21 protein-coding genes are annotated in these 25,257 nt (G+C 47.3%); 14 read left to right on the top strand and 7 right to left on the bottom strand.

What is annotated here, in order from left to right; genetic code table 11:
• The first annotated feature begins 40 nt into the window (after positions 1-40).
• Positions 41-703 (top strand): DUF4349 domain-containing protein, encoded by a 663-nt coding sequence (locus J2X05_RS17400; RefSeq protein WP_310074903.1) that lies wholly within the window; start codon positions 41-43, stop codon positions 701-703.
• Positions 704-773: 70 nt separating this feature from the next.
• Here the strand turns inward: J2X05_RS17400 and J2X05_RS17395 are convergent, their stop codons facing one another.
• On the bottom strand, positions 774-1,310 hold the full coding sequence (locus J2X05_RS17395; RefSeq protein ID WP_310074901.1) for a sugar O-acetyltransferase: 537 nt from the start codon (positions 1,308-1,310) through the stop codon (positions 774-776).
• Between the two features lie 74 nt (positions 1,311-1,384).
• Here J2X05_RS17395 and J2X05_RS17390 point away from each other — a divergent pair, with 74 nt between their 5' ends.
• On the top strand, positions 1,385-1,867 hold the full coding sequence (locus J2X05_RS17390; protein WP_310074900.1) for a DUF1456 family protein: 483 nt from the start codon (positions 1,385-1,387) through the stop codon (positions 1,865-1,867).
• 4 nt (positions 1,868-1,871) lie between these two features.
• A complete protein-coding gene (locus J2X05_RS17385; protein ID WP_310074898.1) occupies positions 1,872-2,435 on the top strand; it encodes a DUF1415 domain-containing protein in 564 nt (187 codons plus the stop codon).
• A 65-nt stretch (positions 2,436-2,500) separates the two neighbouring features.
• Here the strand turns inward: J2X05_RS17385 and J2X05_RS17380 are convergent, their stop codons facing one another.
• The 3 genes from J2X05_RS17380 to J2X05_RS17370 form a co-directional block, all read right to left on the bottom strand.
• On the bottom strand, positions 2,501-5,539 hold the full coding sequence (locus tag J2X05_RS17380) for a TonB-dependent receptor domain-containing protein (protein ID WP_310074896.1): 3,039 nt from the start codon (positions 5,537-5,539) through the stop codon (positions 2,501-2,503).
• 341 nt (positions 5,540-5,880) lie between these two features.
• Positions 5,881-6,870, bottom strand: a complete 990-nt coding sequence (locus J2X05_RS17375) for a Gfo/Idh/MocA family protein (protein ID WP_310074894.1) — start codon at positions 6,868-6,870, stop codon at positions 5,881-5,883.
• A 31-nt stretch (positions 6,871-6,901) separates the two neighbouring features.
• Positions 6,902-7,732 (bottom strand): CvfB family protein, encoded by an 831-nt coding sequence (locus tag J2X05_RS17370; protein ID WP_310074892.1) that lies wholly within the window; start codon positions 7,730-7,732, stop codon positions 6,902-6,904.
• Positions 7,733-7,896: 164 nt separating this feature from the next.
• Between J2X05_RS17370 and J2X05_RS17365 the strand changes: the two genes are divergently transcribed.
• Positions 7,897-8,994, top strand: a complete 1,098-nt coding sequence (locus tag J2X05_RS17365) for a site-2 protease family protein (protein WP_310074890.1) — start codon at positions 7,897-7,899, stop codon at positions 8,992-8,994.
• A 155-nt stretch (positions 8,995-9,149) separates the two neighbouring features.
• Positions 9,150-12,098, top strand: coding sequence for a TonB-dependent receptor (locus J2X05_RS17360; protein WP_310074888.1), 2,949 nt, complete (start codon positions 9,150-9,152; stop codon positions 12,096-12,098).
• Between the two features lie 84 nt (positions 12,099-12,182).
• Here J2X05_RS17360 and J2X05_RS17355 read toward each other — a convergent pair whose 3' ends face one another.
• Together J2X05_RS17355 and J2X05_RS17350 are read right to left on the bottom strand one after the other, a co-directional pair.
• The gene (locus J2X05_RS17355; RefSeq protein WP_310074886.1) at positions 12,183-12,629 is read right to left on the bottom strand and encodes a hypothetical protein; all 447 of its coding nucleotides are present in this window, start codon (positions 12,627-12,629) and stop codon (positions 12,183-12,185) included.
• Between the two features lie 293 nt (positions 12,630-12,922).
• Positions 12,923-14,545: a DUF3300 domain-containing protein gene (locus J2X05_RS17350; RefSeq protein ID WP_310074884.1), complete on the bottom strand. Its 1,623-nt coding sequence runs from the start codon at positions 14,543-14,545 to the stop codon at positions 12,923-12,925.
• 210 nt (positions 14,546-14,755) lie between these two features.
• Here J2X05_RS17350 and minC point away from each other — a divergent pair, with 210 nt between their 5' ends.
• From minC to J2X05_RS17315, 7 genes are all read left to right on the top strand, one after another.
• On the top strand, positions 14,756-15,517 hold the full coding sequence (minC, locus tag J2X05_RS17345; RefSeq protein WP_310074882.1) for a septum site-determining protein MinC: 762 nt from the start codon (positions 14,756-14,758) through the stop codon (positions 15,515-15,517).
• A 92-nt stretch (positions 15,518-15,609) separates the two neighbouring features.
• On the top strand, positions 15,610-16,419 hold the full coding sequence (minD, locus tag J2X05_RS17340; protein WP_310074879.1) for a septum site-determining protein MinD: 810 nt from the start codon (positions 15,610-15,612) through the stop codon (positions 16,417-16,419).
• Positions 16,420-16,422: 3 nt separating this feature from the next.
• Positions 16,423-16,680, top strand: a complete 258-nt coding sequence (minE, locus tag J2X05_RS17335; protein ID WP_310074877.1) for a cell division topological specificity factor MinE — start codon at positions 16,423-16,425, stop codon at positions 16,678-16,680.
• 107 nt (positions 16,681-16,787) lie between these two features.
• Positions 16,788-17,438 (top strand): 3'-5' exonuclease, encoded by a 651-nt coding sequence (locus J2X05_RS17330; RefSeq protein ID WP_310074874.1) that lies wholly within the window; start codon positions 16,788-16,790, stop codon positions 17,436-17,438.
• A 37-nt stretch (positions 17,439-17,475) separates the two neighbouring features.
• Positions 17,476-18,096 carry a YceI family protein gene (locus J2X05_RS17325; protein WP_310074871.1) on the top strand — a complete coding sequence of 207 codons (621 nt, stop codon included), beginning with the start codon at positions 17,476-17,478 and terminating at the stop codon, positions 18,094-18,096.
• A gap of 68 nt (positions 18,097-18,164) precedes the next feature.
• Positions 18,165-19,706: a helicase HerA-like domain-containing protein gene (locus tag J2X05_RS17320; RefSeq protein ID WP_310074867.1), complete on the top strand. Its 1,542-nt coding sequence runs from the start codon at positions 18,165-18,167 to the stop codon at positions 19,704-19,706.
• A gap of 224 nt (positions 19,707-19,930) precedes the next feature.
• Entirely contained in the window at positions 19,931-21,595 is a 1,665-nt protein-coding gene (locus tag J2X05_RS17315) for a di-heme-cytochrome C peroxidase (RefSeq protein WP_310074864.1), read from the top strand.
• A gap of 72 nt (positions 21,596-21,667) precedes the next feature.
• On the opposite strand, the gene J2X05_RS17310 is transcribed toward J2X05_RS17315, so the two are convergent.
• A complete protein-coding gene (locus J2X05_RS17310) occupies positions 21,668-22,171 on the bottom strand; it encodes a M48 metallopeptidase family protein (RefSeq protein ID WP_310074861.1) in 504 nt (167 codons plus the stop codon).
• 452 nt (positions 22,172-22,623) lie between these two features.
• On the opposite strand from J2X05_RS17310, the gene J2X05_RS17305 reads away from it, so the two are divergent.
• Together J2X05_RS17305 and J2X05_RS17300 are read left to right on the top strand one after the other, a co-directional pair.
• Complete coding sequence (locus J2X05_RS17305) at positions 22,624-24,081, top strand: undecaprenyl-phosphate glucose phosphotransferase (RefSeq protein ID WP_310074857.1); 1,458 nt, start codon at positions 22,624-22,626, stop codon at positions 24,079-24,081.
• The gene (locus tag J2X05_RS17300; protein WP_310074855.1) at positions 24,071-25,228 is read left to right on the top strand and encodes a hypothetical protein; all 1,158 of its coding nucleotides are present in this window, start codon (positions 24,071-24,073) and stop codon (positions 25,226-25,228) included. The genes J2X05_RS17305 and J2X05_RS17300 overlap by 11 nt, the downstream gene beginning before the upstream one ends.
• The last annotated feature ends 29 nt before the right edge of the window (positions 25,229-25,257 follow it).

Below are 25,257 nucleotides of genomic sequence, written 5' to 3'. Positions count from 1 at the left end.
TGTATATTTGTTTAACACATTAATTCAAAAAGGAAGTCAAATGAGCCGGTTCGGTTTTTTGGTGTCTGTTGTTGTAGGAATATTGGTGTTGGTAGGTTGCTCTTCAAGTGACAATAAATCTACCGAGTCGGCTAGCTTTGATTCATCGCACTACCAAAAAGATATCCAGCGCTTGGTTATTAAAACCGCATCAGTACGATTGGAAGCGAAAGAGCCGCATATAGTTACCGAAGAGATAAAGCTAATTATCGCGAGAGAGTTGGGTATTATTGATTCTGTAAGTAATTACAATGAAGAGTCGGTCTCTATAAAGGCTAAGGTTCCAGAGTCAAAGCTTGAGTCTGTAATGGCGGAGCTGAGCTCAAAAGGAAAGTTAGTTTCAAAATCTATTAATGCCAAAGACGTTACAGAAGAAATGATCGATGTCGAGGCCAGGTTAAAAAATCTACATGCATTGCGCGATAAATTTCGCGCGTTGCTCGCCAAAGCGGTGGATGTCAAAGATGTGCTTGCGATAGAAACTGAACTGACTAGAATTCAGTCTGATATAGATTCCATTGAGGGACGTATTAACTCGTTGAAAAATCAGATAACTTATTCTGCCATTGATGTTCACATAGGTAAGCAAACGACTTATGGGCCGCTAGGTTATCTTTTTGGTGGACTTTACTGGGGTATGAAAACACTGTTTGTTATTGAGTGACATGCTGTGTGCAAAAAGGACAATGAAGTTTTTTATTGTCCTTTCTTTGTAATCAATTTTTGTTTCTGGCTTAAGTGGTTATATGTTTGATTATTTTGCAGGGATTCCCTGCCGCAACAACCCCCTCCGGAATATCTTTAGTTACTACACTCCCTGCACCAATCACTGAACCTTTACCAATCGTCACGCCCGCCAAAATAATCGCTCCACCGCCAATCCAGCAGTCGTCGCCAATTGTCACTGCTGCACAAAATTCTTTACCGGTCGCGCGTTCAACCGGGTCGAGTGGATGGGTGGTGGCATAAATTTGTACATTGGGGCCAAACATAACTCTGTCGCCAATGCGCACTTCAGCACAATCCAGAATGACGCAGTTGTGGTTGGCATAAAATTTTTCGCCCAGAAAAATATTACTACCGTAATCGCAAAAAAAATGGGGTTCTATATAAGCGCTGGATACTTGGCCGAATAGTTGTTGGTAAATCGGTTTGCGCGCTTTGGTTTGGTCGGCACGCAGTGCATTGAGCTGTTGGCAGAGCAATTTGGCGCGTTTGCGCCCTGCGGCCAATTCGGGTTCAAAGGGGTTTACTTCAATAAAGGGATTCATGGATTAGCTCTCGTGCGGAGGATATTTTGGGGTAGAATGCCGTAAAACCCAGCTGCAATCATAGAGCAAGACCCATGAGAACGAATGATATTTTTCGCAAACTTACCCAATCTTTACCCTTGGATACCGCACAAATCCAGGCATTGTTTGCACCATCGGATATAGACCTGAGTGATAAAGACGTTGCGAATCTACTGAAGACCGACTACCAACCCGGCTTTGAAGCTATGCCGGAATACATTCTGATTATTTTCCTGAATAATTTGATTGATCAGGAGCGCGGTAAAAAAGCCGATGCTGTTGCGGAAGTCATTGAGAAGCACGCCAAGATTTCCAATAACGATGTGCTGAAAAAGTTGCGCATTGCATTTGTATTGCATGAGCAGGATCTGCGCGATGCACTCAAGCTGGTAACTATTGAGCTAACCAAATCGGATCTCGCGGCATTGTTCCGCAAAGCCGGGCATGAACATTACAAAGCCTGCGGTGATGAGTTGGTGCTGGATTTTATTGAGGGTATTGGAAAACTTCTGCAGCAGAAAAAAGCCGGAGTTTAATCAGATGAGCGCGCCTGCTGCTGACACGAAGGTTATAGGTGATGTCGCCCGCTGGTTAAATGAGGTGGTGATAGGGTTAAATCTCTGCCCCTTTTCCGGCAAACCAACCCGCGAAAACCGCGTGCGCTTTTTTGTCAGTGCTGCTACTGGTGATGAAAAGCTCCTGCAAGATTTGCAGCAGGAAATGGAATTGCTCGACCAAAAACCAGCAAGTGAAATAGAAACGACGTTGGTTATTGTTCCTCATCATTTACAGGATTTTTTTGATTACAACCAATTTTTAAATTGGACGAATCAATTACTCAAGCGCAATCGTTGGGTTGGCGTTTATCAACTCGCCACCTTTCATCCTCAGTATTGTTTTGCTCACGCCGAGCCGGATGATGCCGAAAATCTTACCAATCGCGCGCCTTATCCAATCTTGCATATTATTCGTGAAGCCAGCTTGGAAAAAGCGCTGGAGTATTTTGCAGATGTGGAAGAAATACCAGAAGTGAATAAGACGCGGGTGGAAAGTCTAAGCGCAGAAGAAAAACAGAAGTTGTTTCCGTATCTTTTTGGGCGCTAGCTGAATTCTGTGAATATTTCTATCAGCGCAATGAGCAATCCCTTGCTCACTACGTTGATTACGCTTTAATACTGCACTTGAAAATTAATAAAAACCTCTCTGCCGATATAATCATAGCCGCTGTAGAGTGGTGCTGTACCTACGCGATTAAAGTAGCCTGCTGAAATTTGTGGAGGTATTTCATTGGTTAGGTTGCGGACCCCAAAGGTTGTTTTCCAAGAGTCTGCTTGAAAGCGTGCGGAGATGCGATGTTCCAGATAGCTTGGCACTGTGTAATCAGAAAAACTTTCTTCTGGTAATTCGTCAGCTTCTTTGTAACCGTCCATGCTGCTAATCCACTCCACACCATAGAGAAATTTCCAGTTATCAAGCGCATAGCCTATTTCCCCTGAGCCACCGAATTCGGGACTTTCCAGGCTTCCGTTCACATCTTCTATTGGTTCGTCTGCAAAAAGTCTTGATGATTGCTCGTAGTAGCGCGTCACGCTCAGATTGACTAACAGGCTGCCGGGTCCGATGTCTTGTGAAAAGTCGGTGCTGATATCAAGCCCTCGCACCACTTCTGTAGCCAGATTGGTGTAGGCATCGTTCACGGTAAGTTGTTTGGTAACAGGGTCACGTGTGACTAATCTGCATAGACCTCGATCTTCAGCAAACTCGGCAGAATCGTAACAGCGATCAAGAATTTCATCTTCTCCTGCTTTTTGTACGCCGTTATCAATTTGAATATCAAAATAATCAATAGTGATACTCAAGCCTGTGGTGTCGGAAATTGCCGGATCGAAAATAATTCCGTAACTGGTGTTCTCTGATGTTTCCGCAAATAATCCGGCGTCCGCACCGCCCAGACTAAATACTTCAACACCTTGAGTTGCCTGAAATTCTGGCTGCCCCGGTAATTCCTGTGTGCAGTTAATGACTCGGTTTGGATTTACCCCATCACTACCATAGTCATTACAGGGGTCAATAGATGCCGGACGAAAACCGCTAGTCGGCCCTTGAAATTGCTCGAATAGTGCCGGCGCACGGAAGGATGTTCCGCGTGATCCTCTGACCGATACCCAATCCGTAGGTGAATAAATAAAGCCCATTTTGTAGGTGTCATCTGAACCGTAAGAATCATAATCCGTGTAGCGAACTGAGCCATTAATAGTAAGCTCTTTAACAAATCTTGCATCGGCTAAGATCGGGATTTGAATCTCGGTATAGTATTCGCTGACGTCATCCTCACCGGACGTAGGAGTCGCAATGCTCAGATTATAGAGATTGCCCGCGATGCTATTTTCATCGGGCTGGTCTTTGAGCTCCATGCGGCGATGTTCAATACCAAATACTCCTTGCGCTGTCCCTGCAGGAACATTGAAAAGAGGGCCATCAATAATGGCACTATAAATAGATTCCTCGTATTCAGTGGAGCCTTGGGTGTTTTGGAAAATATAATCTTTAAAATCCTGTGGCAAATTTCCTCCGACAACAGCTGCCGTTAAGCGTGGAAGAAGAATGCATTTTTCATTGGGATCAGTGAGATTGATTTCGCAAGTGAGACCGTCGCGCACCAGGCTTGAATCTACTGCGCTGGTTGCCGTTACGGCATCACTGGCATAGGTTAATTTATCAATAAGAAATGAATTGCGTTCGTAGGTTGCGTCGGATTTTGCGTAGCTGGTGTAGAGGTCATAGCGCCAGTCGGGCAAAAACTCGAGGTCTCCGCGCAGGCCAACAGTGGGTTTGTAAAAATCGACATTCTGCTCGCTGCTGTCATTGCCAAAGCCGATGAACGCGCGCACACCAACGCGTTCACCTCCACTGGTTCCCTGATCTGCACCAAAGTTGCCGTATGCAAGCTCCGCGGGGATTAGTGGACTACCGCGACGATAATCCAGCGAGAGTTGGCGATAGCCCGTTTGGTTTGACTCGCGTCGTGATGCCAATAGTTCAGCATAGATTTCGGCGTTGCCAAGTGACTCCAGTTCATACTTGCTCTGCAGGAAGCCCGTGTAGTTTTTTGCGGGCGAAATTAAATCTTCATTGAGCATACGCGGCTCAAAAGTATCACGTACGTTAATACTGTTGCTGCCGCCGCCAACGCCCTCATAACCAATCAACCCGGTTGTTACTGCCGGGTTTGGACGAAAACGCGTAAAGGTTGTTCCTGAAGATCCCGGGCCTCCGACAACCGGGCCGTTAAGGCCAAGTGTGCTCCAGTTGGCTGCCGTTACTGCCTGTGTGCCAATGGTATTGACCGTCACCCCATTCGAGCCAGAGGCAGTGGCTGGGTAACATTTGGATTTGCCGGTGCGTGGGTCAATATAATCATCGGAAGCGCCTGTTACAGGGTCGCGAAAAAGATCTTCGTTGCAACGAGTCCAATCCCTGTCTGCCAAGGTGAGAGGTTTTCGCTCGTAATAATCGAAAGAACCAGAGAGGGAAAGTCTCTCTTCATTCATGCCGCCAGTTATTGATAAGCGAATTTGTTCGCCATTGTCTTCGGTGGGGTAGTTGAAGTCACCTTCAATGGCGAATCCCTCAACTTGCTCACGTGTTATGACGTTAATGACTCCACTGACAGCATCAGATCCATAAATCGAGGAAGCGCCATCGCGTAACACTTCTACGCGTTCAATCATTGCGGTTGGTAATACATTCAAATCTGCAGTGCCTACTGCGCCTTGCGTGCCTGATGGTGCAACACGACGCCCATTAATGAGCACCAGAGTTCTACTTGCACCTAAACCACGCAAAGAAATTGTATTGGCACCCGGGCCGCCATCGGTCACATAGCCGCCGTAAGCGTTATTAATTTGCGATGTTCCTCCTGTAAGTACATTTGATTGCAGCAGATCCATTGTGGAATTTAATCCGGCTGCAGCGGCGTCTTCCCGCGTCATCATTTTAATTGGGGAAATAGTTTTGAGATTTGTTTGGCGTATACGCGAGCCGACCACCACAAGTTCTTCAACTTCATCGGCAGCAGGTTCAGCTGATGTTTGGCCGAGGGTAGGAGTACTGGCTAGCAGCATTACGCTGCTAATAGGTAACACATACTTGGTGAAAGAATTTGCTAGTAATTGAATCGCTTGATGCAAAACAGTTTTAGTAAACATCATATCTCCTTAAGCATTCTGTCTGGCTGAATGGGCTCAGGAAGTGCACCAGGCAAATTGATTTGCGCGATGCGCTTACTAATTTTTTTGAAGCGGGTTTCCATTGGTATAGTGGTTTCTTCAGTGAGTGACTAGCAAGAAGCCTGCCGTAGAAAAGATTGGAGATTGTGTGATGTTGCGCACAAGCAAGGATTAATTATTGCGCGCAATTTTATCATTGCGAACAGAGGTGCCAGTGTGAATCATTAAGCGACAAACCAGTTTGTCGCTTAAAATTTCATTTAAAATAGAGGAGTAAAAACGCCAGGGAGGGGGATTGTTTTTTATAAATTATTTTTTGTTTAGATAGGCCTGCTAAAACAATCAATTAATTCCATCACCGCTTTTGCTTCACTCACACTGCAGGGATTATCCCGCTCATCGCGAAAATAATTATTGACCTGTTCAATCATCGGTTGCTGGATATGTTGTGGGTTGGGGACGATAATTTCCTGCTCGCCATCGCTGTTGGTTAGATGAATAACTTGTTGACCAAAAAAATTAATGGTTAGTTTACCTGTTGTGCCGATAATTTCGCACAGATCGCGAGTTTGCGCCTGAGCCACGGCGTAATGCCAGCGGCCTTGCAAAACTACGCCACTGTCAAATTTTGCCCACCCATGCACGCAGTCATCAGCTGCATTAAATCGGCGTTGGTTGTAGCCAAAACCACTTGCTTGCACTACTGATCCAAACCAATAAATCATTAAATCTAATTGATGTGGTGATAAATCGTGAAATAATCCGCCGCCAGACAGGGCAGGATTCACTCGCCAGTTATCATCTGTTTCAGTAATAATTTTTGATTTTGCGGGTTGCAGCATATCCAGCTGCACCATTAGTGGCTGACCGATTGCACCAGAGCGAATCAACTCGCCGACTTTCATAAAGCAGGGCACATAGCGGCGATAATGCGCAACGCTGACTTTTTTGCCGCTGGTTTTCTCTGCCGCGATAATCGCATCGCATTCGGTGGCATTAAGGGAGACAGGTTTTTCGATGTACACATGCTTGCCGGCATTTAATGCGGCAATTGCGTAGTCTTTGTGCTGTGCCGGTGGTGTGGCGATATAAACGGCGGTGATGTTGGGATCGGTGAGCAGTGCTTCGGCATTGTCGTGCCATGAATCTACATTGTGGCGGGCCGCAAAATCTTTGGCTTTTTCACCGTTGCGGCGCATTACCGCCGCGAGTTGTGAATTGGGTGCTTTATAAAACCCGGGGCCGCTTTTTAGTTCACAGACATCACCAACACCAATAATGCCCCAGCGAATGATTTTTTCAGCCCCCATCTTCTTCTCCATCTCTATTTCACTTTCATTTCTACACTAACGTAATTTTATCTTTTTCAATCAAAATTTTACGCTGCTTATAAAGCAAGCTGAGGGCATTTTTGTAATTGCCTTTGCTGACATTGAATACTTTGTAAATTAATTCAGGTTCGCTTTTGTCGGTCAGATAAGAAGTGCCGCCCTGGCGCTGCAAATCGGCAAGAATTTTTTCAGCCAGATCTTCTTTGCTGTCGCGCGCTTGCGCTTGCAGGCTTAAATCGATTTTGCGGTCGGGTCGGATACTTTTGATATAGCCTTTGACTTTTTCACCGTAGAGCAGTGTGCGGAAAGCTTCGTCGCGGAAGATCAAACCCAAATGGGTGTGGTTGATGACGGCTTTGTAACCCATATCGCTGCGGCCACAAATAATTAAATCCACCGCTTGTTTTACACTCAGCCCGCTCGCGCGCTCTTCCAAGTGACGGCTCAGGCGCGATGAGGCGGTAATGCGGCCGGTGTATTCATCCTGATAAATACACACTACGTAAGAGCGGCCAGCTTCCATGGGTTTGTGTTGTTCGCCGTAGGGCACCAGCAAATCTTTTGGTAGACCCCAATCCAGAAACGCGCCGACGTTGTTGACTTCTTTTACTTCGAGAAAGGCGCACTCTCCGACCATGGCTTTGGGTGTGAGGGTAGTGGCGATAATGCAGTCATCGGAATCCAGATAGATAAACACATCCAAAATCCCACCGATTTTCATATCCTCGGTAACATAGCGCTTGGGTAATAATATGTTGCCAAACTTGCCACCATCTAGAAAAATGCCGAAATCGGTGTGTTTGACGATGGTTAAGCGGTTTTGTCGGCCAATTTGTAACATACTGAACTCATTCTCGCGGTTAGGTGCAGATAAGACGGTTGCATCAATAGTGCACAGTTTATTAGCAAGGGTGGGTTAAGGCCAGTAAAACTCCCGCGGCCCCTTGGTTTTGTTTATAGTCCTGTTGGTTTTTGATTTTTTGTATCAGTTTAGAGTCGTTATTTATGCAGTTATTTTCGTTTGATTATGCCAATCGTGTGTTTAGTGTCGATGCAACCCCGGCGAGCGGGGAGGAGCAGGTTGCAGTGGATACTGTGGTGGTATCGCAGAAGCGCAATTTTGGTATTACCAGTGAGCATAGTTTTGTATTGGATGACCTGGGTGAAGTGAAATTGATCTATGTGCTCAATATGCGCGCGGCCGATGTCAATTATGAATTGTGGGTAAATGGTGAGCGGGTGATTGAGGCTGCTGCACGAGTATCGGTTGCGCAGCAAGAGTCTTTTAGCGAAGCCCAAGTGCAATCCGAACAACTGGCGATGCCGATGAATAAACCAACAAAACCCAATTCCTGGTTATCGATTGGCTTGGTTGCCTTTAAATTATTGAAAGCAGTGCAGGTTGTTAAGGTTGCGCTCCTGGCTGCATCCGTTGCTGTATATAGCGTGATGTTTACGTTGGAATTTGCGTTCGCATTAATTGCGGTGTTGGTGTTCCATGAATATGGGCATTTGCGTGCAATGAAAAAATTTGGCCTGCCCACCAAAGGTATGTATTTAATTCCGTTTGTGGGTGGCATTGCGGTGGGCGATATGCCCAAGACCCGCTGGCAGGATGTGTACATTTCCATGATGGGACCGGTGTATGGTTTGATAATGACGGTGGCGTTTTATATTGTGTATCTTGTTACCGATAGCCATTTTGCCGGTTTGGTTGCATCCACCAGTGCGCTGTTAAATTTATTTAATTTAATTCCTGTCTATCCGCTCGATGGCGGGCGCGTGGTGAAATCACTGGTATTTTCCGGACGCAATTATTTAGCTTTGGTTGCGTTGCTTGCGATCTCGGCGGCGTGTTTTGTCTTGGCATGGAAACTTGGATTTTATTTCATCACCTTTTTTATTGTATTGGGTGTGATTGATATTGTGGCGGGTTGGCGCGTTGGTTTGGCAGAAGATATTACCCCGCTCAAAACCTACGGCATTTGGTTTTCAGTGCTTTGGTATTTGGTAGTCGTCGCGATGTTTTTAGGCATGATTATGTTGATCGCACAGGACGGTTTGCCCGGTTCGGAAATTGCGCTCAAGGTGTTGGCATCTTAATCATCTAAATGACATTTTTTATTTGGTGCAAAAGGCTCGCCGTACGGTGAGCCTTTTTTGTTTTCTGATCTAAACTTGAATGAGGCTAATGGCCTTGCCGGTTAGTTAAATATTGAAATGCCGGCTAATTCAATAATTAAGAAAAGGAAACGCTTATGCGCGCACATCTTTGGAAAAATCCCGTCGCTAAAAAAATTCTCGCCTCTGTTATGAGTGCTATCGCACTGACATCATTCAGTGGTGTGTTGTATGCGCAAATTGGCAGCGCCAGTTTGTCCGGTATTATTGAAGTGAGTGACAAACCTACAGCGGGCATAGAGGTTACCGCGGTCAATATCGCTAATGGCCACAGCTATAAGGTCGTCACCCAAGCCAATGGGGGATATTTATTTACCGGGTTGCCGCCAGGCGATTACCGCTTGGCAATTGCAGGAAAAAATCTTCAAGAGCAGCAACAAATTAATTTGCGTGTGGGACAGAAAGTCAATCTGAATATTGAGCTTGGCAAGGCGAACCCTGAACAACCGGTAGAGGAAATGCTAGTGCTAGGCACTCAGGTGAATTACAACTTGGGTGGTGAAATCGGTACCAATATTTCGCTGGAGCAGATTGAATCCCTACCGCAAACCACGCGCAATTTTTTGGCGTTTGCGGATTTGGCGCCCGGCGTGCAATTTAACGAGGGGCAGGATGGCAGCACCAGTATCCAGGGCGGTGCCCAGAGTCCGAATGCAATCAATATTTTTATCGATGGTGTCGGGCAAAAAAATTATGTTTTGCGCGGTGGCGTAACCGGGCAGGACGCCAGTCGCGGTAACCCTTTCCCACAATCCGCGATTGCAGAATACAAAGTCATCACGCAGAACTATTCCGCGGAGTACGACCAACTCAGTAGCGCAGCGATTGTCGCAGTCACAGCCTCTGGTACAAATGAATTTCACGGTGGATTTTTTTACGATTACTCTGATGAAGGTATGCGTGAAAAAAATCCAAATGAGTTAAAGGACAATAAAAAAATACCCAGCCAACAAATACAGTATGGCGTTAATGTCGGTGGGCCAATTATTCAGGACAAGCTGCATTTCTTTTTTGCCTATGAAGGTAAAAGTAATAGCGATCCGCGCGATGTCGTTGTGGGTGCCGGTTATGATGTGAATAAGTTGCCCGCTAATGTGCAAGCCAAGCTGGGCGGCGTTAGTGCGAGTTTTGAGGAGGATCTGTATTTCGGTAAATTGAGTTATGTGATCAATGATGCGCAAAAAATCGAGCTGACTGCCAAGTATCGAGATGAGACAGAATTAACCGGTATAGGTGGGCAGCGGCCACTCGAATTTGGCACAGATAAAAATAATGAAGAAACCCGCGTTGTGCTCAGCCACAACTGGCGCACCGATAATTGGCTCAATGATGCGCGTATCACCTATGAGGATTACACCTTTAATCCGCGCCCGCATACTCTGGGTAACGGGACTATTTTATTGAATGCGGGTAAACAACTGGTATTGAGCACGGGTGCAGGGCGTGACTATCAGGAAAAAAGCCAATCCGGTTGGGCACTGCAAGAAGATTTCACTTACATTGCCTTGGCAAACCATCAATTAAAAACCGGCATTAAATATAAGGAAGTTGAATTAACCTCGGTGGAGCAGCAGCCGTTTAATCCGCAATACAGTTACAACATCGATTATTCATGGACGCAGCCTTATATGGTGGAGTGGGGCGCACCTTTGGCCGGTATTGGCAATGGTGCTGCAGTGGCGGATAACAAACAACTCGGCTTGTATTTTCAGGATGACTGGAGTGCGACCGAACGTTTGACGATTAATGCAGGCTTGCGCTGGGATTATGAAGAGTCCGATGCGTATCTGGATTATAAAACGCCTGATGCTGTAGTGACTGCGCTGCGTGGCTGGAGCAACCTCGACAATTCCAATATCAATGTCGATGATTACATCAGCACTGGCAGTAACCGCGATACATTCAAAGATGCCTGGCAACCGCGTTTGGGTTTTAGTTATGACATAGGCACCGATAATAATCTGGTTTTATTTGGCGGAGCCGGCCGCGCGTTTGATCGCAATTTATTTGATAACTTGCAACTGGAAGCGACCAAGGCCACTTTCCCAACCTATCGTGTCAATTTTGATTCAGAAGATCCGCAAAATAATTGCGACCCTGCTGCCAGCAATTGTGTGGCATGGGATCCGAAATATTTAACGGCGCGAGGGCTGGATGAATTGCTCTATGCAAATTCAGGTGCAGGGCGCGAAGTGTTTTTGGTGAATAACGATTTAAAAACACCTTATTCGGATCAATTCAGTTTAGGTGTGCGCGGCACTTTGGGAGATTGGGATGCTGAATTCAGTTTGTCGCATATCAAAAGCGAAGATGGTTTTGTATGGATGCTGATGAATCGTCGCCCCGATGGCAGTTTTTTTGAACCGGGCAGTTCGTGGGGACAGCCATGGGCATTTGGTATTCCCGGTTACAGCAACGGCTTGATCGGCATGAATGCCTTGGAATCCAAAGCCGATTCACTCTACATCAAATTGGATAAACCCAAAGGCGATGATTATTGGGGGATGACGGTTGCTTACACCTACACCGATGCGCAGGACAGACGCAAAGCGGGTGAGGTTTTTGCGCTGGATTATCCGGATATCGACGATTACGGTTGGCACGATTCGCTCTCGGTACCTGAGCATCGTTTGGTGATTGCCGCACTCTTTGATTTGCCGAATGGTTTTGATTTGTCGGCAAAATTAAATCTGGAAAGTGTAAAAACCTATCAGGGTACGGATTGCCGCGCGGGTTGGAATGCTTGCCGATACAATACTTTTCAACCGGATGGCGATGGCTTTCTCGGTTACAAACAATTGGATGTTGCTATTAGCAAACAATTTGCGACGGGTATGATCGCTCAGGATAGTTATATCACTTTGCGCCTGGATATTTTAAATGTCACCAATGCGGTGAATCACGGCGGTTATCAGGATTGGTTTGGTGGAGCTGGCGAGAATTTGCCAGCCAATTTTGCGCAGCCTAACGGCACCTTTAACGGGCCGCCAACAACCTTGAAGTTGGGTGTGAATTGGGCGTGGTAAATATTTGTGACGGATAAAAATAATCCCCGGTTTTTGGCCGGGGATTATTTGTTAACGGTCGTCATTCTTGATTAAACATACTTGCTATAAAAACGGATCATCTTCGTCAGCAGGGAAGTAGCGCTCGGCAGTAATGACATCGGCCTTGATTCTGTGCGCGAGTAAATCATCGACATCCTGATTAACGCGGTTGATGAGCGGCAGGGCTTCATTGCGATCCAGAGATTCGAGTAATGCATTGCCCCAGATGGAAACATGGCGCAAATAAATCGTGCGCGTATCCGCTTTTTTCGCCCACTCGCCAGATACCAGTCGGCCGATGCGATTTATTTTGTAGCGAATTTCTTTTACCTGGCTTGGGTCTTCTACCTGGGCCACCAATTCGTTGGTCATTTTGATCCAGCCGCGGCGATACAATTCCCAGCCACTGTAAAAGCGCACAATCCAGGTGAGGTATTCCTCTTTGGTCTGGATTTTTTTATTGGCCTCATCTGCCTCATAGATTTTGAGGAAATAGGCGCGGGATGGCATGTCGCTGGGCCAGGCATCTGCCTGCTTAACAATTTTATTACTGCTACAAGCGAAAAGGCTGCTGACCAATATTACTGCGGCTATAACGCGGATTAGGGGTGCGATTTTCTGCATAAACAAAATTGGGCTCTATGTAATACGCGGGGTTGTTAATGGAGTGTGGCGGATGAATGTTGCAGTAGTATAAAAGTTTGAACGCGTAATGGACAGGCGGGAAGTTGGTTTAGGAGTTATCAAAAAGTTATAGCCCCAAGCCAAGTGTCGGTTTGGGGCTATTAGGGTTACTCATAATGCTAGCGTTCGCGACCACCGCGCATTTCAGTGCGGCCACCACGATCTGAATCGCCCCCGCCTGTGCGCTCGATACGTTGCGGGCGCTCACTGCGCTCCATCCGCTCCACTCGTTCAACCCGCGGGGCTTCACGGCGCTCGACTTGTTGAACTTGTGGGCGTTCAACCGGTTGGGCACGTTCGATACGTTGAATGGTCGGGCGTTCAACTCGGTTATGCTGCTGTGCTTGCTGGATACGTGGGTCTGTCCGTTGCACGCGCTCTGTCGATTGGGCGCGTTGCACATCGGTGCGCTCGACGCGGTTGCTGCGCTCATTGTTAAGACGATTTTCCCTGTTGCGGTTTTCGCCCTGTTCAGTCTGCTGTCTGCGCTCTATCTGACGAACATCACCACTTTGGCGCTCGGTACGATTGCCCTGTTCGCGACTTTGGACATTGCCCAGATCGCGCCCGTTGCGGTTGTTCATCCGCTCGCGCAATTGTTCTGCGCGCGGTTGGGGGCTTTGCACGGCTCTATCGCTGTTCACGTTGGCCCTGTTAGTCGTGATTTGCCCGGCTTGACGGCGCTCTAAGCGTTGTACCGCCTGATCATCGCGCCCCTGACGTTGGTCGCGCGCAGCATTGGGTGCGATGCGGCCATTGCCGCGATTCTCGCCAAGGTAACCGCCGCGATTGCCATTGTTGTCGCGCAGGCTGGCGCGATACTGTTGGGTGTCGCGATAGCTTTCGCGTGGGCTGTGAAAGCGCTCGCGGGTGTGGTTATCGTGATAGGCAACGCCGCGTCTGTGCACCGGATTGTGGTGCCAATGTCTGGCATTGCTGTGACGAACCACGCTGCGGCTATTGTAAAAACGGTGGCCGTGATGGTGGTGATGGTCAACTACAACAACGCGGCGATCGCGCCAGTGGCAGCCGCTGAAATAAAAGCGCGGGCCTATATTAACGCGGGGTCCCCAGTAAAAGCCGGATACAAACACATAGCTGCTAGGGTAATGCCAATATACCGGTGGATAATCCGCCCACCACCAGTTGCCATAGACCACGCGGGTATCGTAAGCGGGCACGTAGACAACGCGCTCGACCGAAGGCTCAATCACAATGACTTTATCTTCGCGCACTACACGTACATGCTCGAATTTATCGAGATTGCCTGAGGCATAAGCGCGGTTGCGCAGTTTCTGGATGCTGTCCATCACCCGCTCTTCATCGGCAAGGAAGGCATCGCCCAGCTGTTGGGTCCAATCCAGGTCGTCGCTCATACGCTGCAAAATATCGGGGAAGGCGACCAGCGCTTTAACACTCGGGTCCCAATCCTGGTTATCAACAGCATTGACAGCATCATCGCCTTTCAAGCGACTGTTGTTGCGCGCCCAGCGGTCAGCTTCGACCACTTCTAGCGGGTAAGTCGAGGCGATAAGAACGTGTGAGAGCACGGTATCCGGATAGAGGGCGATGGGGGCCAGCAGTGAGTCCAGTTGCGCCTCACTAAAGCTGGCCTGTGCCGCTGTGGTGCTATAGCTCGTCTGGTCCACTGCCTGGGTGGTGGTGCAACCCACCAGTAATGGCAGCAGCAGGCTGATCGTTAACGCAAGTTTTCCTGGGCGTTGCAGAAGCTGGCTAGTCATGATGGTTCTCGCTCGGATACCGGTTATTACCCTCTCAGAGGGCGGAGTGGTGCCAATGGTTCATTTATAGGAGCCTGGCGCTTAACAAGAGCTGAACTAGGCGCAGACTCTTGCTTGACTAATCAGGTGGTGCCCCGATAATGGCGCACTTTTGTGATATCCATCCAAAACACACATGGCGCCGATACGCCGGGTAATAGAGAGTAGCGCATGATCGATGTGAATTTTCAGTTAAAAGGCAGTGCTATTACCGTGGTGGTGCTGGCGATTGTCCGCTACGAGCCCAAGAGCTTGTTGGCTGAGTTAAAAGAAAAGGTCGTCCAGGCGCCGCAGTTTTTCAATAACTCCCCGGTGTTGATCAATCTCGACCGTTTGGAAAACCCTGAAAGCCTGAAAAAACTCGGGGATTTGCTGGCAATTTGCCGCGAACTGGATTTACAACCACTAGGTTTTAGCGGCGTACCTGAGGTATTGTTAGCGGCAGTTAATAAGACCGGTCTGGCAGTGCTGCCGACCCCCAGCGAACGCGCGCTTAAACTGCCAAAACAGGAAGCGGCACCCCAGGCAGTTGAGGCAGTGATCGAACGCGTGGTGGAGACGGTGGTCGAAACCGTGATCGAAGAGCGACTGGTTCAGCGGCAGAGTAAAGTCGTCACCCGCCCGGTGCGCTCCGGCCAGCAAATTTACGCTGAAGGTGCAGATTTGATTGTGCTGGCGCAAGTGAGTGAAGGGGCTGAAGTACTGGCCGATGGCCATATCCATATTTACGGCACTTTACGTGGTCGCGCGTTGGCCGGCGTAAAAGGCGATGAAACCGCGCGTATTTTTTGCCAGCAAATGGAAGCCGAATTAGTGTCGGTCGCCGGTAATTTTGTACTGCAGGATTCACTGCCCAAAGAACTGTTAAAAAAGCCGGTGCAAATTTCTCTTAAGGGCGAAAAGGTTGTTGTCGAAGCCCTTGTCAGTAATTAAGCCTGGTGAGTAAATAAATTTCTGCATCCATTTATTGTTTATTTTTTGGATGTTATTTTTTTAGACATTGAATATTTTACAGGAGCCTTCCCTTGGCCAAGATTATCGTTGTTACATCAGGTAAAGGCGGTGTGGGCAAAACCACATCCAGCGCAGCAATCAGCACCGGTTTGGCGATGCGCGGCCATAAAACTGTGGTTATCGATTTTGACGTCGGCCTGCGTAATTTGGATCTGATCATGGGCTGCGAACGTCGCGTAGTGTACGATTTTGTCAACGTGATTAAAGGTGAAGCGACCCTGAATCAAGCGATGATCAAAGACAAGCGCACTGAAGGTCTTTACGTATTACCCGCATCGCAAACCCGCGACAAAGATGCATTGACCCGCGAAGGCGTTGAAACAGTCATTAACGAACTTGCCAAAGATTTTGAATTTATTGTGTGCGATTCTCCTGCCGGTATTGAGCAGGGCGCATTGATGGCATTGTATTTTGCCGACATCGCGATTGTTGTGACCAACCCGGAAGTGTCTTCGGTGCGCGACTCGGATCGCATCCTCGGTATTCTGCAAAGTAAATCGCGCCGAGCAGAACAAAATCTGGAACCGATCAAAGAACATTTGTTGTTGACTCGCTACAACCCTGTGCGTGTTGAAGCGGGCGAAATGCTCAGCGTGAATGATGTGGAAGAGATTCTGGCAATCCCATTGCTCGGTGTAATCCCGGAATCAGAAGCGGTATTAAAAGCGTCTAACCAGGGTACACCAGTGATTCTGGATGAAACCACACCAGCTGGACAAGCCTACAACGACGCCGTTGATCGCCTGCTCGGTAAAGAAATACCACACCGCTTCCTTGAAGCGGAAAAGAAAAGTTTCCTGAAGCGTTTGCTGGGGGTATAAGCCGTGAGTATTCTGGATTTCCTCATCAAAAAACGTGCGCCCTCGTCGGCCTCGGTCGCCAAGGAGCGTTTGCAAATTATCGTTGCGCACGAGCGCACCAAACGCAATTTAAGCCAACCGGATTTTCTGCCACAGATGCAGCAAGAAATTATTGCGGTGATCCGTAAATATATCCATATCGAATCCGATCAGGTCACAGTTAATCTCGACAATTCCGATAACTGTTCGGTGTTGGAATTGAATATTACCTTGCCGGATTAAAGCGTTATGCTGCATGACCCACGCAGCAGGAAAAAAGGGATGCGCCGACTCTGGTGCATCCCTTTTTTATTGCACTACATTTTTTGTTATCCATCTGGCTTTGATTTATGAATATTGATTTTCATTCCTTGCCTGCTGACCAATTGGTAGTATTCGATTTTGAAACTACCGGTCTCTCACCTGATATGGGCGATCGGTCAATTGAAATTGGCGCCGTGCTGATTGAAAACGGAAAAATTACCGGCCGCTTTCAGCAGTTGATGAATCCCGGTGTACGCATTCCACTATTTATTGAGAATCTCACCGGCATTACCAATGCGATGATTAAAGAATCGCGTAGTAACACTGAAGTAATGAGCGATTTTTACGATTTTATCGCCGGCCGCAATCTGGTTGCACACAACGCCAGTTTTGATGAGCGCTTTCTGCGCGCGGAATTTCGTCGTATTAAAAAGCAGTGTTCGTCGGGTATTGCCTGCAGTTTATTAGCCGCACGCCGCATCTTTCAAAATGCCCCCAACCATCAATTGGCAACTCTGGCGCAGTATAAAAATTTGCCCAGCGATGGCGTTTACCACCGCGCCTTGGCAGATGCCGAAGTCACAGCGCATTTATGGTTGAGTTTATTGGCCGAGTTACGCGAGCAGCATGAGTTTGATGAACTCACATTTGGCTTTATGCATACACTGACTAAAACGCCCAAGCACCAATTGCGTCAGTTTTATGCAAAACACAAGGTTAAATCTCCAGTTATCTAATCAAGACTGGTTATGAATACGAAGGAGTTGATCTGCAATGCAACACAATTTTATTAAAACCGCCGCCGCCATTTTTATCCTACTGCTTCTGGTCAGCTGTGGCACGCTCATCAAGCCCAATGTAAAAACTGGCATAGTGCAATTGGAAAAAGGTTCTTACCAGCTCGATCAAACCCACGTCGCTGTTTTATTTAAAATCAACCACATGGGCTTGTCTACGTTTGTGGGCCGTTTTAATAAAGTCGATGCAACGCTGGAGTTTGATCCTGCTAATATTGCCGCTGCTAAATTGTCGGCGATAATCGATGTTGCCAGTATCGATGCGAATAATCCCGATTTGGAAGAGACCTTGCGCGGTAGCAGTTGGCTCGATACTGAAAAATACCCACAAGCGTTTTTCAAAACCACCAGCGTCAACTTGCTCGATCAAAACTCTGCGGTATTTGCCGGTGAATTAACCCTGCATGGCGTGACTGCACCAATTGATTTAACTGTTACCTTTAATGGCGGCGCTAACAATATGCTTACCGGCTTCTATACGTTAGGTTTCTCTGCTGCCAGCACCTTTAACCGCTCGACGTTTGGTGTGGATTATTTAATTCCCGCGATTGGTGATGCAGTGGCAATTGAAGTCTTTGCTGAGTTTCAAAAAAATTAGCTTAACAACATTGGTTCGACAAAAAATAGTTCAACAGTAATAAAAACGATTATTTTTCAGGAGTTGTTATGACCACTCACTTTCTTATTGGCGGCAACGGCGCTCAATCAGCACAGTTGAACTTGCGTATGGCGAATCGCCACGGGTTGATCGCTGGTGCAACGGGTACGGGTAAAACTGTGAGCTTGCAAGTGCTCGCCGAAGGTTTTGCCAAAGCCGGTGTGCCGGTATTTATGGCCGATGTTAAAGGCGATTTGTCCGGCCTAGCCAAAGCCGGCAAGCCACACTCCAAAGTGGATGAGCGTGTGCAGCTGATGAATATTACCGATTACCAGCAACGCTTATTCCCCTGCGTATTTTGGGATTTGTACGCAAAAAAAGGCCATCCGGTACGTGCCACTATTTCAGATTTTGGCCCGCTGTTATTGGCGAATTTTTTCGATCTCAACGAAACCCAAACCGGTGTGCTCTACGCCGCGTTTAAAATTGCCGATGACCAGGGCATGTTGATGCTGGATTTAAAAGACCTGCAAGCCATGCTCAATTGGATGAAGGACGAACGTAAAACATTGGAGGATGAATACGGTGGTATCAGCGAGGCCAGCATCGCCGCCATCCAACGTCGGTTAATGATGTTGGAGCAAGAAGGTGCAGATCAATTTTTTGGTGAACCGGCGCTGGATCTAAATCACCTGATGCAAATCACTCTTGAAGGTACTGGCGTCATCAATATTCTCGATGCCACCACCCTTGTCAACCAGCCCAAACTCTACGCGATATTTTTACTCTGGTTAATTTCTGAATTATTTGAAAATTTACCTGAGCAGGGCGATGCCGATAAACCCAAATTGGTATTTTTCTTTGATGAGGCGCATTTGCTGTTTAACGATGCGCCTAAATTATTGGTCGATAAAATTGAACAAGTCGTGCGCTTGATTCGCTCTAAAGGCGTGGGTATTTATTTTATCTCCCAAAGCCCTGCCGATATTCCCGATACAGTGCTCGGCCAATTGGGCAACCGCGTGCAACACGCGCTGCGCGCTTACACACCCAAAGACCAGCAAGCAGTAAAAATTGCGGCGCAAACTTTTCGCCCCAATCCAGCATTTTCAACCGAAGCGGTGATCACTGAGTTGGGTATAGGGGAAGCATTGGTATCGGTATTGGATGAGAAGGGTTCACCCACACCGGTTGAGCGCGTGATGGTTGCGCCGCCTGCATCGCGTATTGGCCCCTTGGCCGATGAGGAGCGCACCGAGGTAATGGCGCGCTCACCTTACAAGGCGATTTATAACCAAATAATTGACCGTGAGTCTGCGTATGAAATTTTAAAAGGGCGTGTTGCCCAGCAAGCACAAACCGAGCAGCAACAAAAAATCCAGGAGCAGTTGCGTGTTGAGCAGGAGCAAATTTTTAAACAACAGCAAAAGGAGCAGGTGCAACAACAGAAAGAGCAGGCGCGCGCACAGCAGCAAGCGGAGCGCACAAGTGCACAGCGTGCAACGGCGGTAGATGCCTTTGCCAAAAGTGCAGCACGTGCGATAGGCAGTAGCCTTGGTCGACAAATCGTGCGCGGCATCCTCGGGTCGCTGTTAGGCGGACGGCGTTAGGCCGCGTAATGTTATTGTCGGATTCATCGGCTATAGTGAAGTAAATATTCCGGCCAAGTAAAACATTCTGGCGAAATAAAACAGGATCTACTTGGGTCATTTAACCGTTAATGTGGGGTAGCAAAACGTAAAACAGCAAGGAAAATTCAGCATTCGTCATGTCAAATAAGACTGCACTTTTCAATGGATGGTCAGGTGCAGTCATAAAATGTTGAGGATGCAGCATGAAAAAAATGACAAGCATAGGAGGGCAATCCTCCATGTTAATGCCGATGTTAAACTGCTTTTTCTTGAGCCTTCTTCTTTATGGTGCTGCCAGCCAGGCTACAAAACCCGTTGAGGATGATACGATTTATTTAGATCAGGGCTGGGATCATCATACCCGCCAAACGCTATCCTTCACTTCTTTTGGTTCCCGATTTATTCCCTACGCCTGGTTTCTCGCGCTGGAGCAGCCTGATAATTCCCGCTCATTTCGCGATAATGATTATCTGTCTGCAATGGGTTTTATTTCTACCATTGCAGACCAATACAATCCAGATGGATTACCAGTTGGACTGGTACGCGATAGCGATAAAAAAAATGGTGATGCTCTAGGTATGACGTGCGCATTTTGCCATACCGGGCAAGTCAGGATTCACGGCAAACGTATTCGCATTGATGGCGGTCAAGCGTTGGTTGATTACACACAATTTGAGCAGGCAACACTAGCCGCACTAAAAGCAACGCTCACTGACAATGAAAAGTTTTCTCGTTTTTCCCAACAAGTCATTGCCAGTGAACCAAGCGCAACACTGACACCACAACTGCTGAAAACCCAATTGCAAACTCGCATTGCAGAATTGGAAAAACACTACGCTGTTAATGCAACCGAGGTCCCCTACGGGCACGGGCGGCTGGACGCATTTGGGCAAATTTTTAATGCGATTGCCGTTGAAGCACTCAATATGCCCGAAAATATTCGCGCACCCAATGCGCCTACCAGCTATCCGGTATTGTGGGATGCATCGCATTTAAACATCGTACAGTGGAATGCATCGGCGCCCAATAAAGAACCGGGGCCACTATTTCAAAATGCGATTACGGCACTCGCGGTTTACGGTATTGTCTCAGTATCCAAAGATAAACTCACTTATCAATCATCAATTCGCATCAGTAATCTCGGTGATATACAGCGAGATTTTTATCAGCTCGTCGCACCGCAATGGCCGGTAGAAATTGCCGGAGCTCTTGATGCAGAAAAAGTTGCTGTTGGTAAAAAACTCTATGATCAGCATTGCTTGAAATGCCACAGCATTGTTGATCCAACTAATAGAAAACGTAAGTTGCAGGCAGTACTAACCCACTATAAAGAAGTGGGTACTGATCCGTTAATGGCAGAAAATTTTATCCAGCACAAAGTGAAAAGCGGTCTGTTGGAAGGCGATAAAGCCATGGTGTTATTTGGCGACAAACTCCCTGCGGAAACCTCGCCGCTGGACTTGGTCACCCATGTAGCAACTGGCGCACTCTTTAACCAACCATGGCAAACCACCAAGGCATTGTTTAAAGAATATCGTTCCAATGATGCACCGCCCGAGCAAACGGTGTTTAACAGTTATAAGGCTCGCCCCATCAACGGTATCTGGGCGTCTGCACCTTATTTGCATAATGGTTCAGTTCCCAGCATTTATGATTTGTTACTGCCGGCGGAACAGCGGCCAGCAACATTTTATGTCGGTAACATTGAATTGGATTTGGTAAAAGTGGGACATGTTTATAGCGCGGCGCCTAACACCAGTTTTTTCGATACCCGCCTGCTCGGTAATTCTAATGCGGGGCATGAATATGGCACCCAACTCAATGATGAGGAGCGGTGGGCCTTGGTAGAGTATGTAAAAAATTTATAATTCTGCAAAATTTACACAAATGTAACCGCTTGTTAGTAAACAGAAGGCATACGCTTTCTGTTTACTACAGCATCAATAAATCCCTCCAAATAAATCCAACTGCGTTAAATACAAACGCAAATCAAATTCGTACTGATGATAGTTGGGTTCCATATGCCGGCAGAGTTGATAAAAGGCTTTGTTATGCTCTTTTTCTTTGAAATGCGCTAATTCGTGCACGACTATCATTTTTAAAAAGGCTTCCGGGGCGGTGCGGAACACGCTAGCGATTTTAATCTCATTAACGGTTTTTAATTTGGCTCCCTGTACCCGGCTAATGTAATGGTGTTGGCCGAGTGCATGTTGAATAACTTTTATTTTGCTGTCGTAGCCCACCCGGCTCAGGGGCTGGGTTTTGCCCATATATTCACTTTTGATGTTTTGGGTGTACTGGTAGAGCGCATTGTCGGTGCGTACATCGTGAATCTGTGGATAGCGCTTAAGTAATACTTCGCCAAGGCGGCCTTCTGCGACGATTTGCTGGACTTGCTGCAGGGTTTCGGTGGGGTAGCCGGTGAGATATTTCAAATGTGACATGCTGACCTATGCGTCGCTGGGTACGTGAATAACCGTATGGCGAATGGCTATAGGCGGCAATTATAAAGGTTGTTATTGGTTTAGGGTCAATACCAGGTTGTTTTCATCAGTGCATTTTAGGGCGTTCACTGCATTAAAGTGGGGCGCTTGATGTCTGCATTGTGAAAAATAGGTAACCATGATGCGTTCGATTAGTGGATTTATCGAGTGCGACTTTTTTCTGCAGGATTTTTTTCACATTCTGTGTGTGCGCTTTTAGCGAAAAGTCGTTAATCAGCGTAGGTAGATTAATTCTTGGCCTGATAAATGCTTTGACTAAATATGCAGCAGAAGGGTATTCGCTAAAACTTCATGTGTCGTTTCACCTCCCGCTGCTAAAAACGTAATTTACCTATTAGTAATTTATTTGCATATTCGTACTTTACTCATGAGTGATTCGCATGGAGGTAGTAATGAGCGATTTATCGGTAGAAGGCGTTGCGGTCAATCCCATTGGCTTATCAAGTGAACCGCCTGTGGTTCGCTTCCATCATTCGAAAATACTTGCGCTATTTCGCGCGCTCGATAGCGCCCTCATCGTATTTATGCTGTGGGGTTGCCTCAAATTATTGGGGTTAGAGTGGAATAATATTTACACCGGCTTTGCTATTAGCGCGGTGATTATTTTCGGTTTTTTTGCCGAGAGTAATGAAGTGTATTATTTGTGGCGTGGCCACTCGATGATTGATTTATCCATTCGTTTATTCCTCGCGTGGTTTGCTACCTTATTGTTCTTGGTTTTGTCACTGGTAGTAGTTTATCCATTTACGACATTGAGTTTACTGGCGATATCTGTCTGGTTCGTAACAACCCCCGGGGTGATGATTGCGATGCATATCGGGCGGCGGCTGTTGCTGGCCAAACTGCGTGCAAAGCCTACTGAACCGCGCAGAGTTGCGATTGTAGGTGCTAATGATTTGGGTCTGCGGCTAATTAATTCCATGTCTGTTATGCCTTGGTTGGGTTACAAGGTGACTGGTTTTTACGACGACCGGGCACCTAGCAATGATGTGGGGCGCCGCCTGTTTGGAAAGAACATTGAAGTGAAAGGCGGTCTGGAACAACTGTATCAGGATGCGCACGATGGCAAGATTGATATTGTTTTCGTGGCGCTCCCTATGCGTGCGGAGTTGCGTATGCATTCGGTGATTGATCGCTTGGCCGATACGACAGTCTCCCCCTACGTGATTCCCGACGTATTCAGTTTTGACTTGTTACATTCGCGCCTGACTTGTTTGCAGGGCATTCCTGCGCTGAGTATCTACGATTCGCCGCTGGTGGATAACAGCTGGGCGAAACGTTTGGAGGATCTAGTGCTGGGGCTGGGTATTTTAATGGTACTGGCGATTCCTATGTTATTGATTGCTGTCGGTGTAAAGATTACATCGCCTGGGCCCATTTTTTTCAAACAGACTCGTTACGGCATGGGGGGCGATCGCATCAAAGTGTGGAAGTTCCGCTCCATGACGGTATGTGAAGATGGCGCTAATGTTGCACAAGCAAAGCGTGCGGATCCACGTATTACGCCTTACGGAAATTTTTTGCGTCGCACATCGCTCGATGAGTTGCCGCAATTGTTTAATGTGATCTCCGGTAGTATGTCGCTTGTTGGCCCGCGTCCACACGCCGTTGCACATAACGAATTTTATCGTGGCCAAATTAAAGGATATATGTTGCGTCATAAAGTGAAGCCTGGCATTACCGGGTTGGCGCAAGTGAATGGCTTTCGCGGTGAGACCGAAACGTTAGACAAAATGTCTGGCCGTATTGCTTATGACTTGGAATACATCCGCAATTGGTCGGTGATTTTGGATATCAAAATTTTATGGAAAACTATTTTCAAGGGTTTCGTCGGACAGAATGTTTATTGATGTGTGTGCAAAAAAAAAATGGCTGCGTTTGCTGCAATGGATGGTTATAGCACCACTTGCACCGGCAACCGTCGCAGCTCCCGATCGCGTTACCCTTTCGGTGGGCGCGCAAGAATACTGGGACAGTAATTTTGCGCGCAGCGCTGATGTGGATTCAGAGCATTACACTCGCTCCGTAGTTTCGCTCGCACTAAATGAGCGATTGAGTAAACAGGATTTTTCGCTTGGTGTGAGTGGCAACCGCTATGAGTACACGCAGCGTGATGATCTGGATGTCGATTTTGTTGAAGGCAATGCCAGTTGGCGCAGTGACTGGAGTTCACGCATTAAAACCTCGGTGAATTGGACGCGTGATGCCTATGCGGTAGATCGATTGGAATTTGCCGATAAAGATGTAGTTTCACTTAATAATTTTACTGGCCAATTGACTCTCGGTACGCGCAAACATCTTGGCATTACTGTCGGCGCCCGGCAGGCAACGCAGACTCATTCCAATGACCTGCGCGAATCTCTGGATTTTGATGAAGATGAATGGTTTGTGGCTGGCACTTACAACACACCCAATAAATCTTCATTAAATGTGCGCTTGCGCGAGGGTGAACGCTTGTATGTTCACTTGGTGCCTGGTGATTTACGCGTGTTGGATTTTGATTATCGCCAGTTGGAGTTAGAAGGTAACTGGGCACTCACGCGCAAGACGCAATTGGGATTTACCCTGGGACGCTTCAAGCGCGAAGGAGAGATCAACGCCGGCACTGGTACTCAAGCGCTGGTAGATTTGGGCTGGTCAGTCAGCGAAAAGCTCAGCTTTTCACTCAGCTACAGCCAGAGTGAACCTGCTGTTGGTGAAACATCAGATTCACCGGCGGATGTGCGCACCAGCAAACTTGCACTGAGCTGGGAGCCTTCGCCCAAATGGTTACTCAGCATGGATGCTGCCTATAGTGAACAGACTTACCTCCAGCGTTTGATGGAACCGGCGCGTGCTGAAACCATCACGGCAGTTAGTCCCTTGACGCTGACCTACCGTTTCTCTGATTTGCTCAATATTCGCCTCGATAGCCAGTGGGTGGATCGCAAATCGCCACTGTTTTACCGAGATTATGACTATGCACTGGCCAGCCTGGGGCTGACGCTGGTTTTCTAAGATATTGTTTGATGCATTGATTGCTTAAA

It is taken from the genome of Cellvibrio fibrivorans (genome assembly GCF_031457055.1).
Lineage (GTDB): Bacteria > Pseudomonadota > Gammaproteobacteria > Pseudomonadales > Cellvibrionaceae > Cellvibrio > Cellvibrio fibrivorans.
Note: the sequence above shows the minus strand (reverse complement) of the source record. Positions and strands in the feature narration are given on the sequence as shown.